General features: G+C 72.6%; 17 protein-coding genes. 5 read left to right on the forward strand and 12 right to left on the reverse strand.

Annotated features, from left to right (window positions below):
• Nucleotides 1-73: 73 nt before the first annotated feature.
• The 3 genes from CIK06_RS24165 (at nt 74) to CIK06_RS24175 (ending at nt 2177) form a co-directional block, all read left to right on the forward strand.
• Nucleotides 74-805, forward strand: coding sequence for an ATP-binding protein (locus CIK06_RS24165; RefSeq protein ID WP_095566732.1), 732 nt, complete (start codon nt 74-76; stop codon nt 803-805).
• Nucleotides 806-989: 184 nt separating this feature from the next.
• Nucleotides 990-1571, forward strand: a complete 582-nt coding sequence (locus tag CIK06_RS24170; protein WP_095566733.1) for a DUF5709 domain-containing protein — start codon at nt 990-992, stop codon at nt 1569-1571.
• 174 nt (nt 1572-1745) lie between these two features.
• The gene (locus CIK06_RS24175; protein ID WP_095566734.1) at nt 1746-2177 is read left to right on the forward strand and encodes an ATP-binding protein; all 432 of its coding nucleotides are present in this window, start codon (nt 1746-1748) and stop codon (nt 2175-2177) included.
• 42 nt (nt 2178-2219) lie between these two features.
• Here the strand turns inward: CIK06_RS24175 and CIK06_RS24180 are convergent, their stop codons facing one another.
• Complete coding sequence (locus CIK06_RS24180; protein ID WP_095568092.1) at nt 2220-3158, reverse strand: ribose-phosphate pyrophosphokinase; 939 nt, start codon at nt 3156-3158, stop codon at nt 2220-2222.
• Nucleotides 3159-3223: 65 nt separating this feature from the next.
• Here CIK06_RS24180 and glpK point away from each other — a divergent pair, with 65 nt between their 5' ends.
• Nucleotides 3224-4744 carry a glycerol kinase GlpK gene (gene glpK, locus CIK06_RS24185; RefSeq protein WP_095566735.1) on the forward strand — a complete coding sequence of 507 codons (1521 nt, stop codon included), beginning with the start codon at nt 3224-3226 and terminating at the stop codon, nt 4742-4744.
• Here glpK and CIK06_RS24190 read toward each other — a convergent pair.
• A complete protein-coding gene (locus tag CIK06_RS24190) occupies nt 4719-5555 on the reverse strand; it encodes a phosphoribosylaminoimidazolesuccinocarboxamide synthase (RefSeq protein WP_095566736.1) in 837 nt (278 codons plus the stop codon). The genes glpK and CIK06_RS24190 overlap by 26 nt on opposite strands.
• Nucleotides 5556-5788: 233 nt before the next feature.
• On the opposite strand from CIK06_RS24190, the gene CIK06_RS24195 reads away from it, so the two are divergent.
• Nucleotides 5789-7090: an ABC transporter substrate-binding protein gene (locus tag CIK06_RS24195; RefSeq protein ID WP_232533833.1), complete on the forward strand. Its 1302-nt coding sequence runs from the start codon at nt 5789-5791 to the stop codon at nt 7088-7090.
• A gap of 60 nt (nt 7091-7150) precedes the next feature.
• Here the strand turns inward: CIK06_RS24195 and CIK06_RS24200 are convergent, their stop codons facing one another.
• From CIK06_RS24200 to CIK06_RS24245, 10 genes are all read right to left on the reverse strand, one after another.
• Nucleotides 7151-7396 carry a hypothetical protein gene (locus tag CIK06_RS24200; RefSeq protein WP_095566738.1) on the reverse strand — a complete coding sequence of 82 codons (246 nt, stop codon included), beginning with the start codon at nt 7394-7396 and terminating at the stop codon, nt 7151-7153.
• 142 nt (nt 7397-7538) lie between these two features.
• Entirely contained in the window at nt 7539-8393 is an 855-nt protein-coding gene (locus tag CIK06_RS24205; protein WP_095566739.1) for a CoA ester lyase, read from the reverse strand.
• Nucleotides 8390-9838, reverse strand: a complete 1449-nt coding sequence (locus CIK06_RS24210) for an MmgE/PrpD family protein (protein ID WP_198347992.1) — start codon at nt 9836-9838, stop codon at nt 8390-8392. Before CIK06_RS24210 ends, CIK06_RS24205 begins: the two co-directional genes overlap by 4 nt.
• Nucleotides 9835-10644, reverse strand: a complete 810-nt coding sequence (locus CIK06_RS24215; RefSeq protein ID WP_095566740.1) for a cyclase family protein — start codon at nt 10642-10644, stop codon at nt 9835-9837. The genes CIK06_RS24210 and CIK06_RS24215 overlap by 4 nt, the downstream gene beginning before the upstream one ends.
• Entirely contained in the window at nt 10641-11840 is a 1200-nt protein-coding gene (locus CIK06_RS24220) for a CaiB/BaiF CoA-transferase family protein (protein WP_095566741.1), read from the reverse strand. Before CIK06_RS24220 ends, CIK06_RS24215 begins: the two co-directional genes overlap by 4 nt.
• On the reverse strand, nt 11837-13303 hold the full coding sequence (locus tag CIK06_RS24225; RefSeq protein WP_095566742.1) for a dihydroorotase family protein: 1467 nt from the start codon (nt 13301-13303) through the stop codon (nt 11837-11839). Before CIK06_RS24225 ends, CIK06_RS24220 begins: the two co-directional genes overlap by 4 nt.
• A complete protein-coding gene (locus tag CIK06_RS24230; protein WP_095566743.1) occupies nt 13296-14135 on the reverse strand; it encodes an aspartate/glutamate racemase family protein in 840 nt (279 codons plus the stop codon). The genes CIK06_RS24225 and CIK06_RS24230 overlap by 8 nt, the downstream gene beginning before the upstream one ends.
• A 145-nt stretch (nt 14136-14280) precedes the next feature.
• Nucleotides 14281-15042 carry an IclR family transcriptional regulator gene (locus CIK06_RS24235; protein ID WP_095566744.1) on the reverse strand — a complete coding sequence of 254 codons (762 nt, stop codon included), beginning with the start codon at nt 15040-15042 and terminating at the stop codon, nt 14281-14283.
• Nucleotides 15043-15114: 72 nt separating this feature from the next.
• Nucleotides 15115-15498, reverse strand: a complete 384-nt coding sequence (locus tag CIK06_RS24240; RefSeq protein ID WP_157756923.1) for a carboxymuconolactone decarboxylase family protein — start codon at nt 15496-15498, stop codon at nt 15115-15117.
• Entirely contained in the window at nt 15473-16348 is an 876-nt protein-coding gene (locus tag CIK06_RS24245; RefSeq protein WP_095566746.1) for a carbon-nitrogen hydrolase family protein, read from the reverse strand. The genes CIK06_RS24240 and CIK06_RS24245 overlap by 26 nt, the downstream gene beginning before the upstream one ends.
• Nucleotides 16349-16350 lie beyond the last annotated feature (2 nt).

Genomic DNA, 16350 nt, shown 5'->3' on the forward strand with positions numbered 1-16350 from the left:
GCGCGGGGCGCCGGGAAGGTCGGGTGTTTGCGGCGATGCGGCCCGGGCCGCGGCCGTGCACAATAGGCCGATCATGTCGACCGACGTGCGTTGCCTGCTGGTGGAGACCGAGCCCTATCCGCTGGTGCGGCTCCTCGGGGTGCTGGACTCGCCGACCGTCGAGACGGTGCGGACCGCGCTGCTGACCTGCCTCGCCGACCAGGCCGGCACCGCGATCGTCGATGTGTCCGGCCTCGCCGTCGGGCATCCGGGCAGCCTCGCGGTGTTCCACGAGGTCGCCGTCGAGATCGCCGAGTGGCCCGTCGGGCGGCTGCTGCTCTACGCCCCGCCCGGCCCGCTGCCCGGCTGGGACGGCGCACGGGCCACCGTCACCGGCAGCCTCGACGAGGCGTACCGGCAGTTGGACGCCGGGGTCGGGGCGCGGCTGAGCGTCCGGCTGAGCCCGGCCGTGGGCGCCGCCCGGCGGGCGCGGGAACTCGTCGCGGACGGCTGCGGCCGGTGGGACGTACCGGAACTGGCCGATTCGGCCTGCATCGCGGTCACCGAGATGGTCAACAACGTGGTGGTGCACGCCGAGACCCCGATGACGGTACGGCTCGGGCTGCGCGACGGTGCGCTGCACGTCGCCGTCCGGGACTGGTCGCTGCGGCCGGCGGTCCACTCCGGGCCGGCGCCGACCACCTCGGCCGGCGGTCGTGGCCTGCTGCTGATCGACACGGTGGCGCGGCGCTGGGGCACCAGCATGCTCACCGACGGCAAGATCGTGTGGGCGGTGCTGCACGCCGAGGACGCACCGCCGGTTTGAGGCCGGTCACCGCCGGGCTGGGGCCGACGACCGCCGGGCTGGGACCGGTACCGCCGGGCTGGGACCGGTACCGCCGGACGGAAACGGCACCGAGCCGGGCGGAAACCGGCAACCGAGCCGGGTCCGCCGCGGGCGGCAACCTCCACCCGGTTACCGGACGTGGTCAGTGGGTAGATCAGCGGGCATGCGCGACGACGACTTTCCCACCCCGCTCTCCGACCCGGAGGCCGACGGCCTGCCCGACACCGCGGACGACGATTCGAGCGCGTACGACGACGTCGCGACCGGCCGCTCGGCGGACGGCCCGGACCCGGCGCCGCTGCCGCCGGACCGTGAGGACGGCACGCTCGAACTCGAACACCACGGGCTGACCGCGGACGAGCAGTTGGACGGCGAGTCGCTGGACTACAAGCTGACCCGGGAAAGCGCCGAACGGGCGGTCAACGATCCGCTCGCCGGCCCGGTGGATCCGGGCATCGCGGCCGAGGCGGACAGCGAGGAAGCCGCGGCCCAGGCCCAGTTCGACGCCGACGTGCTCGACGACGGCCCGACCTCCGACCCGGAGTCCCCGGTGTCCCTCTACGACCACGGCATCCTGGGCGGCGACGGGACGCCGGTGGGCCGGCTGGTGGAGCAGGACCAGGGCGGCGTCACCCGCGGCGACACCGAGCCGGACTCGGTGGCCTGGGATGCCGGGGCGGCCGGCGGGGGCGGCAGCGCCGAGGAACGGGCCGTACACGAGACCGAACCGCCGGAGGCGCACTGACCGACCCGAGCGGGAATCGAACGGCACGGCCGACAACCGGCGGAACAACCGGTACCGTTCGGTACAGCCATCCGGGAAGGCCCGTCCGGGCCGACCCGGTAGGGCGCGCGGCCCAATCGCGACGTACGGTGGAAAAGCCGCGAATGACAGTGCCGAGCTGGCGGAGACCCGACCATGACCGATGCCGACCCGTCCAGACCGCGTACGGTGTTGCCCATCGAATCGTCGCTGCTGCTCTCCGAGGCTTTCGGGCCGGCCGAGGTGACCGATCTGCGCCACATGGTCACCTCGTTCGCCGGCAGGTCCGGGTTGACCGAAGCCCGGCTGGAGGACTTCGTGCTGGCGGTCAACGAATTGATCACCAATGCGGTGCGGCACGGCGGCGGCCGGGGCTGGCTGCGGATGTGGTGCGAGGGCCCGGTGCTGATCTGTGAGGTATCCGACAACGGCCGGGGCATCTCCCCGGAACGGCTCGGCGACGACCGCCGGCCCGCGCCGGACACCGCCGGCGGCTGGGGACTCTGGCTGGCCAAGCAGCTCAGCGACGAGATGATCGTGGAGACCTCCGAGACCGGCACGGTGGTCCGGATCAGCGCCAGCGCCTGACCGGCCCATCATGGGTCGGGTGCCTCGACCGCGGTCGCCCCGTCAGCCGAAGAGCGCGCTCACCGACTCGCCGTTGTGGATCCGGCGCATCGCCTCGGCCAGCGCCGGCGCCACCGACAGCACGGTCAGCCTGGCCGTCCGCTTGTCCTGCGGGATCGGCACCGTGTTCGTGCAGACGATCTCCAACACCCCGCTCTGCCCGCCGATCCGGTCCAGCGCGCCGGAGGAGAACAGGCCGTGCGTGCAGGCCACCCGGATAGAGCGCGCCTTCAGGTCGCGCAGGTGGCTGATCAGCTCGATCACGGTGCTGCCCTTGGCGATCTCGTCGTCGAGCACGATCACGTCCCGATCCACCACGTCACCGATCACCGCGCTGATCCGCACCCGGTCGTCGCTGAACCGTTGCTTCGCCCCGGCCGCCACGGGCGTACCCAGCATCCGGGCGAACGCCGCCGCCTCCTTCGCGTTGCCCAGGTCCGGCGAGACCACGACGGTCTCGGCGAGGTCGTACCCGCGGAAGTGCTCGGCCAACTCGCGCAGCGCGTGCAGGTGGTCCACCGGCACGCTGAAGAAGCCGTGCACCTGCGGCGAGTGCAGGGTCATGGTCAACACCCGGTCCGCGCCGGCCGCCACCAGCAGGTCGGCCACCAGCCGGCCACCGATCGAGATGCGCGGCGCGTCCTTCTTGTCCGACCGGGCGTACGCGTAGTGCGGCAGCACCACCGTGATCCGACCGGCCGAGGCGCCCCGGGCGGCGTCGATCATCAGCAACAGCTCCACCAGATGCTCCTGCACCGGCGGCACCAGCGGCTGGATCAGGAAGACGTCCCGTTCCCGGCAGTTGGCCTGCAACTGCACCTCGATGCAGTCGTTGGCGAACCGCGACACCCGGACCGGGTGCAGCGGCACGTCGAGGTGGGCACAGATCTCGGCGGCGAGGTCGGGGTGGGCGGTCCCGGAGAAGACGGCGATGTCGCGCACGGACATCATCGTAGGCGCGCCGGCCGCGGGATCCGGGACGGCCGGAAAGACGATACGGTGCTGCGATGACGCAGCAGTACGTGGCCGCGATCGACCAGGGCACCACCTCATCCCGGTGCATCGTGTTCGACGCGGACGGCGCCGTCGTCACCGTCGCCCAGCGCGAGCACCGGCAGATCTTCCCGCGGCCCGGCTGGGTCGAGCACGACGCCGAGGAAATCTGGGCCGCCGTCGTCGAGGTCGTCGGCGAGGCGCTGCGGGCGGCGCGGACCGGCGCGGACCGGCTGGCCGCCGTGGGCATCACCAACCAGCGCGAGACCACGGTGGTCTGGGACCGGGCCACCGGCAGGCCCGTACACAACGCGCTGGTCTGGCAGGACACCCGGACCGGCCCGCAGCTGCGCCGGCTCGCCGACCGGTACGGCCAGGAGTGGTTCCGCCGGCGCACCGGGCTGCCGCTGGCCACGTACTTCGCCGGGCCGAAGCTGAGCTGGCTGCTGGAGAACGTCGACGGCCTGCGCGGGCGCGCCGAACGCGGCGAGGTGCTCTTCGGCACCATGGACTCCTGGCTGATCTGGAAGCTCACCGGACGGCACGTCACGGACGTCACCAACGCCAGCCGGACGCTGCTGATGGACCTGCGCACGCTGGACTGGGACCCGGAACTGCTCGACGCGCTCGACGTGCCCGCCGCGATGCTGCCGGAGATCCGCTCCAGCGCCGAGGTGTACGGCACCGGCGGCGGACCGCTGGCCGGCGTACCGGTGGCCAGCGCGCTCGGCGACCAGCAGGCGGCGCTGTTCGGCCAGACCTGTTTCGCGCCCGGGGAGGCGAAGTGCACGTACGGCACGGGCAGCTTCCTGCTGCTGAACACCGGCCAGACGCCGGTGGCCTCCGAACACGGGCTGCTGACCACCGTGGGCTACCGGATCGGTGACCGGCCGGCCACGTACGCGCTGGAGGGCGCGATCGCGGTCACCGGCTCGCTGATCCAGTGGCTGCGGGACAACCTCGGCCTCATCTCGACCGCCGCACAGGTGGAGGAGCTGGCCCGGACCGTGGACGACAACGGCGGGTGCTACATCGTGCCGGCCTTCGCCGGGCTGTTCGCGCCGTACTGGCGCAGCGACGCCCGCGGGGTGATCGCCGGGCTGACCGGCTACATCACCCGGGGCCACCTGGCCCGCGCGGCGCTGGAGGCAACCGCGTGGCAGACCCGTGAGGTGGTCGACGCCATGAACGCCGACTCCGACGTGCCGCTGCGGCAGCTGCGGGTGGACGGCGGGATGACCGCCAACGAGCTGCTCATGCAGTTGCTCGCGGACGTGCTGGACGTACCGGTGATCCGGCCGACCGTCGCCGAGACCACCTGCCTGGGGGCCGCGTACGCCGCCGGCCTGGCCGTCGGGTTCTGGCCGGACCTGGACACCCTGCGCCGGCAGTGGCGGCAGGACGCCCGGTGGCAGCCCGCCATGGACCCCGGGCACCGGGACCGCGAACTGGCCAACTGGCGCAAGGCGGTCGCCCGCACCCTGGACTGGGTCGACGACGAGCCCGCGACTAGCCCGCCCAGCGCTGCCCGGTGAGCTTCTCGTAGACGTCGACGTACCGGTCCCGGGTGGCCGCCACCACGTCCGCCGGCAGCTCCGGCGCCGGCGACACGCGGTCCCAGCCCGTGCCTGCGATCCAGTCCCGCACGTACTGCTTGTCCAGGGAGAACTGGGTACGGCCCGGCTGGTACGACTCGGCCGGCCAGAACCGGGACGAGTCCGGGGTGAGCACCTCGTCGCCGAGCATCAGCGTGCCGCCGGCGGACCAGCCCAGCTCGATCTTGGTGTCGGCGATCAGGATGCCGCGGTCCGCGGCCACCTCGGCGCCGCGGCGGTACACGTTCAGGGTGATCTCGCGCAGCCGCTCGGCGGTCTCGTCGCCGGTCTTGGCCACCACCTCGTCGAAGGTGATGAACTCGTCGTGCTCCCCGAGCGCCGCCTTGGTCGTCGGCGTGAAGATCGGTTCGGGCAGGATCGCGGACTCGACCAGACCCGGCGCCAGCGGCATCCCGCAGATCTCGCCGGTCTCCTCGTAGCGGCGCAGGCCGGACCCGGTGAGGTAGCCCCGCGCGATGCACTCGACCGGCACCATGTCCAGCCGGCGGCAGCGGATCGCCCGGCCGGCGAACTCCGCGGGCACGTCGGTGGCCGAGATCACGTGGTTGGGAATGATGTCGGCGAGCTGGTCGAACCACCACAGCGACAGCGCGGTGAGCAGCTTGCCCTTGTCCGGGATCGGCGTCGGCAGCACCACGTCGAACACCGACACCCGGTCCGAGGCCACCAGGATCAGATCGTCCCCGTCGGTGTAGAGGTCCCGTACCTTGCCCGAGTAAACGCGTTCCACGCCGGTCAGTACATCACGAGCCGGCCGGGCCGCCCGCCCTCGGACCCGCCCTCGGACCCCGGGTGGCCGGCGGTGGGCCGGAACGGCCCGCACAGCGCCGGCGCGGCCCGCGCCGAGGCGCAGACCAGCGGTCCGACCTGCGGTCCGACCCGACCGGACGTTGACAGGCACGGTGCGGCCCTGTGTAAATGGTCCCGGCCGTCGGGACCCGCCGGCCACCGACAGGAGACTCCTTGATCCCGCTACGGACCACCTCGCGTCCCCGGCTCCGAGCCGCGCTGCTGGCGTTGCTTCTGGTCATCACCGTGACCGGATGCCAGGACGGCTCCGGGCCACCGACCGAGGACGGCCCGGTCCAACTGTCGGTGTTCTGGTACGGCAACCAGCGACGGGCGCAGCTCACCGAGCAGGCGTTGCAGGCGTACACCCGCAAGCATCCGAAGGTGACGTTCCGGGTGACCTGGCAGGGGGTTGACGGCTACTACCAGCGGCTCGCCACCCAGGCCGCCGGCGGCAACCCGCCGGACCTGTTCCAGCTCGACGAGGACTACCTCGCCCAGTACGCGCAGCGGCAGATCGCGCTCGACCTCACCGAGTTCGTCGACCACGGCCGGATCGACCTGTCCCGGCTCTCCCCCAGCCTGGTCCAGTACGGCACGGTCGACGGCCGGGTGATGGCGGTGGCCGCGGCCGAGAACACCCCGGCACTGATCTTCAACCGCAGCCTGCTGCGCCGGCTGGGCCTGGACGAGCCGAGCCCGGACATGACGTACGAGGAGTACGTCCAGTGGGCGCGCCAGGTGACCCTCCGCAGCAACGGCCGGGTGGCCGGCACCATGGACCCGTCCGCCGACATCCGCGCGCTCTGGGTGTGGCTGCGCGCCGGCGGCGTGGAGTTCTACCGGGGACAGCAGCTCGGCTTCACGGTCACCGACCTTGCCCGCTGGTTCGAGTTCTGGCAGGACGCGCGGATCCAGCGGGCCACCCCGGCCGCCGCGGTGGTGCAGCCGGCGAACTCCCCCGATCCCACCCGGCAACTCGTGGTGACCGGCCGGACCGCGGCCTCGATCGCCTGGTCGCACCAGCTCGGCGAGATGCAGCGCAACACGACCGACCAGCTCGGCATCACCGCCCTGCCGGGGGCGGCGAACGCCCAGTGGGCGCGGGCCTCGATGTACTGGGGCGCCTACCGCGGCACCCGGCACGCGACCGTCGTCGCCGACGTGATCAACTTCCTCACCAACGATCCGGAGGCCGGCCGGATCCTCGGCGACGAGCGGGGGTTGAGCGCCAACATCGACATCCGGCAGTCGGTGCTGGAGTCGCTCGACGATCCCGCGGCCAAGCTGTCCGCGATGTTCGAGACGGGCATGAGCGAGCGGTTCGGACCAGCGCCGCCCCCGCCGCCGCCGGGCCACGACCAGGTCCGGACGCTACTGCGGACGGCGGCGGAGAAGGCGCAGTCGGGCAGGGAGACCAGCCGGGCGGCGGCCGCCGAGTTCGTCCAGGAGGCCAACGCCGTGCTGGCCGGCTGAGCACCGCGCCGCGCTGGCCGGCTGAGCACCGGCCGGCGCAGGAGGACCGCTGCCGCCGGCTCAGCGGCGGCGGGGGCCGCCCCGGCGGCGCAGCAGCAACACGATCACCAGCACGATGACGGCGACCACGAGCAGGCAGCAGATCGAGCCGAACCCGGCGCCGTACCGGCGTCGGGCGTACGCCGCCTCGATCATCAGGGATCCGGTGTCGGAGGCGGCCCAGGCCGCGGCCGGCGCCAGCACCGCGAGAATCGTCGCGCCGAGTACGACGGTCAGCCGCGCCCACGCGGCACGCAGAACGAACATGACCTCATCCTGCCGCAGTCACGCAAGCCCGGACCTTCAACCTCACTTTCGACCTCCGCGACCCGAGCGCGCCGGGACGCGAACCCCCACGCGCCCCGGCATGGCGGCGGCCATGCCGGGGCGCGGGAGAGCAGGATCGCGGTCAGCCTGGCGGCGTACCCGCTCGCGAGAGCACGTCGGCGGCGGCGCGGACCACCGCGAGGTCCACCATCGTGCCGTCCGGCCCCACCATGGCCCCGGTGCCCGCCGCTCGCGCGGTGTCGAAGGCGGCCAGCATGTCGCGCGCCTCGGCGATCTCCTGCGGGGACGGGGTGAAAACCTCGTTGATGGTGGCAATCTGCTTGGGGTGCACGGCCGTGCGGGCACGGAAGCCCAGAGCCATCAGCGCCCGGGTCGATCGGCGCAGCCCGTCGGGATCGTCGAGGCGTAAGGGCACCGGTCCGGCCGGGCCGGGCAGGCCCGCCGCGGCGGAGGCCACCACTGTCTGAAGGCGGGCCGGGGCGAGTTCGACGCCCGCCTCGCTCGGAGAGATTCCCAGGTCCGCGGCCAGGTCCACCTCGCCGAGACCCAGCCGGGCGACTCGGCGCATCCGCGCCAGCACGGGCGCGTCCAGTAGACCTTGCGCGCTCTCGATCAGTGGGAGCAGGGCGACCGATCCCGGGACCAGGCCGAGGCGCGTTTCGGCCGCGGTCAGCGCCGCGTCGGCTTCCCGCACCAGATCGGGCACGGCCATGGCGACGACGATCCCGGCGAGACCGGTCTGACACACCTCGGCGATGTCGTGGCTGACGCGCTGGCTGTTGACGCGTACCCACACCTGCTGCCCGGCGTCCGCGGCCGGACCGACGGCCGCCGCGACGGCTTGGCGGGCCAGATCCTTGCGGGCCGGCACGACCGAATCCTCCAGATCCATGATCAACGCATCGGCCCCGCGCCCAGGGGCCCTGGTCAGCTTCTCGGGCGAGTCACCCGGCACGTAGAGGAAGCTGCGGGTCATTTCTGACCGTCCCGTCGGTCCGGGAACGCGAGCAGACCCATCAATTGAGCAACCGACCCGGCCGCCGGCAACGCCCGGACGGCCCCGGACAGGGCGTCCGGGTCGTCGACGCGTGCCCACGCCGCGTTGAGCCGGAACTTCTCTTCCAGCTCCGGCTGTGTGAGCGGGTGCCCGGGGCCGCCTCGGGATGAGCCGACGCGATGCTCCCATCGCCGGCCGTCGCGCGTGCGTACGCGCAGCACCGCGCCGAACCGGCGCGGGAACTCGCGGTCGCAGACGTCGTCCGTCACGACGGTGACCTTCCGGGCCAACGCCATTCGCCGGGGATCGCGCAGCATGTCGTCGGTGAAGTCGTCGAGGTACACGCCGAGCCCGCCACCTCCCAGCAGGGCGGTGGCGACCGTGTAGGGCCCGGAGAACTTCGCGTGGTATCCGGATCGGGGTGCGATCTTCTCGGCGGCCGGCTCTCCGATGGTGCGCCGCGGCGCCCCGGCCACCCCCAGCTCGATCGCCTCGACGAGATCCGGGTCGAGCCCCTCGGCCCGCAGCGCCAGCGCGCAGTCGATCCCGGCGTGGGTGAAGTGGTTGGACGGGTAGGGCTTGTAGACCGTACGCAGCAGTTCCCAGCGAGTGCCCAGTTCCGCGGTGACGGCCTCCGGGTCGTAGGCGTCGTCAAGGTGGGCGCGCAGGAAACCGAACCGACCCTCGAAGACCGTGGGCGGCCCGGTGATCCCTTCGGCGGCGAAGGCCGCGGCCTCGACGCCGGCCTGCGCGCCCCAGCCGCAGTGCACCGGCTTGACCGTGCCGCCGGTCCGGTTCGCCTCCAGCAGCCCGGCGCCCATGCTGGCGGCGATCCCCAGCGCGGAGGCGATCCCGGCCGTGTCCAGATCCAGCAGCATGGCCGCGGCGGCGGCCGCGCCCACGGTCCCGCAGATGGAGGTGGCGTGCAGGCCCTTCTCGAAGAACAGCGAGTTGCGCAGCTGGGGTACGTACGAGGCCAGGCCCAGCCGGTTGCACACCTCGTCGCCGACCGCGATCGCCGTCAGCAGGCGAGCGCCGCTGCTCCCCCGCTCCTGGGCGACGGCCAGCGCCGCGGGTACCACGCAGGCGCTCGGGTGCAGCACCGAGGGCAGGTGGGTGTCGTCGAAGTCGAGGCTGTGCGCCAGCGTGCCGTTGACCAGGGCGGCGCCGGCCGCCGGGAGCAGCGGGCCGCCGGGCAGCACGGCCGCCTCCGGCCTGCCCCCGCGCCTGAGCATGAGCCGGGTCAATGCCCGGTGCGGCGCTGCCGGATCGGTGGCCGCGGAGGCGGCCAGGCTGTTGCCGAGGAAGTCGAGGACGCGGTTGGCCGCGTCCGCGGACACCGCGGCGGGCAGGGACGTACGGCTCTCCACGGCGAACGCCGCGAGCGTCCCGGCGATCGTCGCCGTGTCGAGGGAGCGCGTCACGGCTCCACCAGCGCCAGCGGACGCACCGGCGCGCCGGTGGCGCCGATGATCGGCAGGGGGTTCATGACGATCGAGAACTCGCCCACCGCGCACTCGCGCAGCCGGGTCAGACACATCGTCTCCACGATGTTGATCCCGGCCTCGACCAGCATGATTCGGTGCACCGGCAACCGGGCGTGCCCGGACTCGGCCGGAATGTGCTCGAAGGCGATGGTCTCCCCGCCGACCATGGCCGGGCGGTGCGCGGCCAGCCAGCGCGCGGCTTCCTCGCCCGGTCCCGGTACACCCGCGGCCGACCCCACGAACACATCGGGCCGGTGCCAGTGCCGCGACCAGCCGGTCGCGACGAGCACCACGTCGCCGGGCAGCAGCCGCACCCCGGCTCGCTTCTGGGCGCGCTCCAGGTCCGCGACGGTGATCTCGTATCCCGCGGGCAGCGTCTCGGTCCCGTGCTCCGCCGCGACATCCAGCAGTACGCCCCGGCCCACGGCCGGTGCCACCGTGTCGATACCCAGCTCGGCCAGGCCCCGGTGGCTCTGCGCGGGCGGAGTGGGGCGCCGCCCGAACAGGTAGCCGTCCTGCGAAACATGGCCGAGCGCGTCGACGTGGGTACCGACGTGCCCGCCCGTGATGATCAGCTCGTTGGCGGCGGAGCCGCCGTCCGCCCGAACCATGTCGCCGTGGCGCCGCTCCAGCGTCATCCGGAACGGCGGATGGTTGGGCGACTGCGGCATTCCGCCGCGCATGGGATGAGCCAGGTCGATGACCTGCGCCGCGGCCAGCCGTTCCCAGAGCGCCGCGCTCATATCGCACCTCGTTCCCGCAACAGCGTCAGCTCGGACTCGGTCAGGCTCAGCCGCTCGGCGAGCACCGCGGCGGTGTCGGCGCCGTGGGCACGCCCGGTCCAGCGGATCGACCCGGGCGACTCGGACAGTCGGTAGAGCAGGTTCTGCATGCGCAGCGGGCCGAGGTCGGCGTCCGGGACCGTGGTGATGGTGTCCAGCGCCTGGTACTGCGGGTCAGCCAGCACACCGCGGATGTCGTAGATCGGCGCCACGGCCGCCTCCGCCCGCTCGAACTCGGCGACCACCTCGTCCAGTTCGCGCTCCGCGATCCAGGCGCCGACATAGCCGTCCAGTTCCCCGGCGTGCTCAGCCCGGGTCGTCCCGGCGGCGAACCACGGCTCGTCGATCACCTCGGGGTGGCCGACCAGCCGCATCACCCGCTCGGCGATCGACTGCGACGACGTGGAGATCGCCACCCAACTGCCGTCGGCGGTCCGATAGGTGTTACGCGGGGCGTTGTTGACCGACCGGTTGCCGGTCCGCGGCTGCACGACGCCCAGTTGGTCGTAGACCGTGGCCTGCGGGCCGAGCAGGGTCACCAACGGTTCGACGATGGCCAGGTCGACCACCTGCCCGGCTCCCCCGCCGACCTCGCGATGACGCAGCGCGGTCAGGACCGCGTTGACGCAGCACAGCGCGGCCACCCCGTCTGCCAGTCCGAAGGGTGGCAGCGTGGGCGGACCGTCCGGTTCGCCGGTGACCGCCGCGAACCCGCTCATCGACTCGGCCAGCGTGCCGAAACCGGGGCGGCGCGCGTACGGGCCGAACTGGCCGAAGCCGGTGACCCGGGCGATGACCAGGCCCGGGTTGGCCTGCAACAGGCGCTGCGGGCTCAGCCCCCAGCGCTCCAGGGTGCCGGGACGGAAGTTCTCGATCAGCACGTCGGCGCCCGCGGCCAGGCGCAGCAGCACGTCCGCGCCCTCCGGGCGGCTCAGGTCCAGGGTGATGTTGCGCTTGTTACGCCCCAGCATCTTCCACCACAGGCCGATACCGTCCTTCGCCTGCCCGTGGTGCCGACTGGGGTCGGGCCGCCGGGGATGCTCGATCTTGATGACGTCCGCGCCGAAGTCCCCGAGTACCGTGGCCGCCAGCGGCCCGGCGAACAGGGTCGCGCAGTCGAGCACGGTCAGCCCGGCCAACGCCGCCCGCCCGGTCATCGGGGATCCACCGGACGGGACGGGCGGGCGACGTACCGCCCGGCCGGCGGGCCGGACAGCTTCCCGCCGTCGAGAACCTGCCGCCCCCGCACGAACGTGTGCACGACCCGGGCGGTCATCCGCATGCCCTCGAACGGGGTGTACTCCTGCTGGGACAGCGAGTCCCGCGCCCGCACGGTCCAGGGCGAGTCCGGGTCGATCAGGGCCAGGTCGGCGTCGTACCCCAGCGCGACGCGTCCCTTGCCGCCCAGTCCAAACCGGTCGGCCGGGTTCGCCGCGCTCAGGCAGGCGATCGTGTGATGGCTCAGGCCCCGGCGAACCCCCTCGGTCAGCAGTCCGGGCAACAGGTACTCGACACCGCCGAACCCGGACCGGGCCAGGAACACGTCTTCGGCCGGGTCGCCGAACTTCTGTTCGGCGCGGCAGCATGCGTGGTCGCTGGCCACCCAGTCCACGTTGCCCGCCAGCAGGTGCCGCCACAACGCCTCCACGTCGGAGCGTGGTCTCAGCGGCGGGTTGACCTTGCCTCCGATTCCCGAGGCGGTCTCGATGTCCGCCATCAGGTGACCGATCGTCACCTCGCGTCTGAAGTCGACCTCCGGGAACGTGGTCGCCATCAGCATCGCGGCGTCGAGCGCCTTGGCCGACGACAGGTGCAGCAGGTTGATCGTGGGCAGGGCGGTCTCGTACGCCAGGTACGACGCGATGGTCACGGCCAGCCCTTCGCTGTGTGCGGGTCGCGACGCGCTGTAGGCCGCGAGGCCCGTGAGGTCGCCCTGCTCGACCATCCGGGTGTACGCGGTCATGATCTCGGCCGTCTCGCAGTGCAGCGACAGCGAGATCGACGAGGCCAGGGCCGGTCGTGCGGCCCGGGCCGCCTGCACCCCGCGCATCACCGACTCGAAGTGCGCCAGGTCGTACCGCTCGTCCGGCGGCGTCATCAGGAACGCCGACTGATCCGCCGACCTGCCGTGCAGCCCGTGCCCTCCGTAGAACATGAAGATCTTGAAGGAGGTGACGCCGAACCGGTCGATCAGCTCGGGAATCTCCTCGATGTGCCGGTTCATCATCGGGGCCAGGTGGAACCCGTAGTCCACATAGGACCTCCCCGCGGCCTGTGCCAGCACCTGCGGGAAGAACTCGGCGTAGGCACCGGAGCGGTTCAGGTAGTACTGCCCGGTGCGCATGTAGCTGAGTCCGGTGGTCACGCCGCCCTGCGCCGCTGCGGCGCTCTCCAACTCGGCGTCGGCGTCCAACTGGTTGTAGATGCCCCAGTGCTGATGGGCGTCGACGGCGCCCGGGAAGACCAGCAGTCCGTCGGCGTCGACCACCTGGGCAGCGGGTCCCGGCAGGTGGGAGCCGAGCGCGACGATGACGCCGCCGCGTACCGCGACGTCGGCGGTGCGCGGCGGGCCGGGCTCGGGCCCGACCACGCTGCCCCCGCGGACGAGAAGGTCATACATGGCGGTCCTCCTCGGGAAGCTCCCGGGCATGGCTGACGGCGGGACCGAACAGCGCGCGCAGCCGCCGCACCTCCGTCTCCGGCGCCCGGTCGGTGTGGTAGCCCGGCACGTCGCGGTGCCACACGCCCTGCCGCCGGGTGCGGGCGAGCAGGTGCGCGGTCGACAGGGCCAGGCTGTTGGCGTCGAGGAAGGGCAGCCCGCCCACCTCGCGTACCCCGGCGGCGCAGAGCAGCTCGTTGGGTATCCCCTCGCCGGGGATGATGAGCTGTGCGCCCTCCGTCCGCAGTTGAGCCGCGGCCCTGTCGATCTCGGCGCGCAGTCCGGCCACCGCGCCCTCGGCCGCGCCCGCCTCCAGCACCTCGCGCCCCTCGGGCAGGTACCGGAATCCCACACAGGCCGCGGCGCAGCCGTACGCGTGGAGGTTCTCCCGCAGGATCTCCTCCAACGCGGGCACGAACCCGATCACCCCGAACCGCAGCCCCTGCGACCGGGCGAACTCGAAGGCGACCTGTCCGTACCCGACCACCGGGATCGAAACCAGACTGCGTGCCGCGGCCAGGCCCGGGTCCTGGCTGGTGCCGATGACGTAGGCGTCGTACCCGTCCTCCTGGGCCCGCAGCGCCTGATCGGCGAAGTACCAGGAGAACAGCACCTCCAACTGCCCGAAGCGGACGTGATCGGCGGGGATCCGGGTCGGGTAGACCTCGGCGGGCAGGGTGTGGAAGTCCACCTGCGCCCCCAGGGCCGCCAGATCGCGCCGGTGCCGCGCGTAGCTGCGATCCAGCCACGGGTTCCGCCCGGCCACGGTGTGCTTCTGGAACCAGATCCTCACCGCGCCCCACCGCCTCCGGGCCGCCCCACGGTGACACCACACCGCGCCGCCGCCCGACCACGACGGGCCGCCGCCCGACCACGACGGGCCGCCGGCCGACCACGATGCGCCGGGGGCGGGGCCGGCCGCGCGCCGGCGGGAGCGGTCAGCGCAAGGGGTACCCGAGCCGCCGTGACAGCGCGGCCGTCTCCACCAGCAGGAGCGCCGACAGTTGGCCCACGACCGGCCGGAACCGCTCCAGTGGCCCGCAGACGCTCATCACCGCGGTCACCGAGCCCTTGGCGTCGAAGATCGGGGCGGCCACCGAGCCGGCGCCCTCCTGCCGCTCGCCGAGGGAGGCCGCGAAGCCCTGGCTGCGGATGGCGGTCAGGGTGTGCCGCAGCGAACCGACATCCACGTCGGAGAGCGTGGCGAGATACCGCTCGCGGTCGGCCTCGTCGAGAAAGGCCAGGAACGCCTTTGACGATCCGCCGATGTGCAGCGGCACCTGAAGGCCCAGCGGGACGGTCATCTTGACCTCCCTGGCCGGGGTGGTCTGATCCACATAGGTCCGGGACATCCCGGCCCGGATCGACAGGGTGGCCGTCTCCCCGGTGCGCTCCACCAGCCGGCGCATCGGCTCCTGGGCGAATTCGCGCAGGTTGATCCGGGACAGGTACGCCTCGCCCAGCGCCAGGGCGGTCGGGCCGAGCGAGTAGCGGCGAGTCTCTGGATCGAAGCCGATCAGGTCGCTGGTGCGCAGCGTGTTGAGGATTCGGTGCACCACCGCCTTGGGCAGACCCAGGCGGCCGGCGATCTCGGTGACGCCCAGCGCCCCCGAGTCGATCCGGGTGAACAGCAGCAGCACGTCGATCCCGCGCTCCAGCGCGCCGATGGTCTGTCTCTCCACCGAACCCGTCGCGGTCATTCGACTTCCCTCCGGCACTGCCGTGCCCGTCCCGCCCCAGCCACCGGGCTGCGGCGCTTCGTGATATTACCGTCATGACCTGGCCGACTCATCGTCGAAGATGACGGGCAGGTAGGACATGGCTCGCCCGGCGCTGACCAGGATCGCGAGTTCCACCGCGCCGAGCACCTGGGCCTCGGTGGCGCCGAGCGACACCGCTTTGCGACCATGCGCGCGGGCCACCGTCGGCGAGCCGCCGACCGCGATGTCCAGCGCCATCACCATCAGTTCGCGGACGTACGCGGGCAGTCCCTGCGCGTCCGACTGCGCGGCGTTGTAGATCTCGTTGTAGCCGTTGAGGAAGGCCGGGTCGCGCGCCGCCAGCACCTCGTGCGTGGCCATGGTCTTCCCACCGCGCTGGCGACGGATCGTGTCAAGCAGTTCCTGCCCCTCAGGCGTGAGCTGCGGAGTCGTCATGTCTCTCGTCCCTTCTGGTTGCGGCACCAGGCCCTGCCGGCTCGGAGTCGGCGAGCAGGTGGATGGACTTCCTGGCCCGGTCCAGCTCGGCCGCCGTGAGCACGGCGGTGACCGTCGCCGGTCCGCTGGCGGCCGTGGCCAGCACCGCACCGGCGGGATCGACGATGCGGCTGCCGCCCATCCGCCGCCACCGACCGGTGGGCGCCCCGAAGTCGTGCCGCCCGCATCCGTTGCAGGCCAGCAGGTAGGTCTGACAGTCCAGGGCCCGCGCGACCGGCAGCACCCGCCAGTACCGGCGCTTGGCCGCCGAGTCACCGATACCGCCGGCGCTGCCCCCGGCCCAGATCGAATTGATGTTGACGATGATCTCGGCCCCCTGGACCGCCTGTGCCTTGACGTACTCGGGAAACCAGGCGTCATAACAGATCGCCACGCCCAGCACGCCCAGCTCGGTGTTGATCACTGCGGGCGGACCGCCGGCGGCGAACCAACGCGCCTCCAGACCCGGCAGGTGCCGCTTGCGGACCACGGCGAGCAGCCCCCGGGGGCCGAACACGGCGGCGCTGTTGAAGACGGTCCCGTCCGGTCCCGCCTCGGCGAAGCCCACAACGGCGTGCGCTCCGCCGGCCACGGCCGCCCGTTCGATCCGGGCCAGGCGGGGGCTGTCCCCGACCCGCTCTGCCGGAACCCGGTCGTGCACGGGAAACCCGGAGAGGGCCAGTTCGGGAAAGACCAGCAGACGCGGCGACCCGTCCCCGTCGGCACCCAGCCGCTCGATGATCAGGTCCAGGTTGCCGTCCACCCGGCCCGGCTCGAACTGGGCCAGCTCAGCGACCAGCGTTTCGATCACGG

It is taken from the genome of Plantactinospora sp. KBS50, assembly GCF_002285795.1.
In the GTDB taxonomy this organism is placed as follows: domain Bacteria; phylum Actinomycetota; class Actinomycetes; order Mycobacteriales; family Micromonosporaceae; genus KBS50.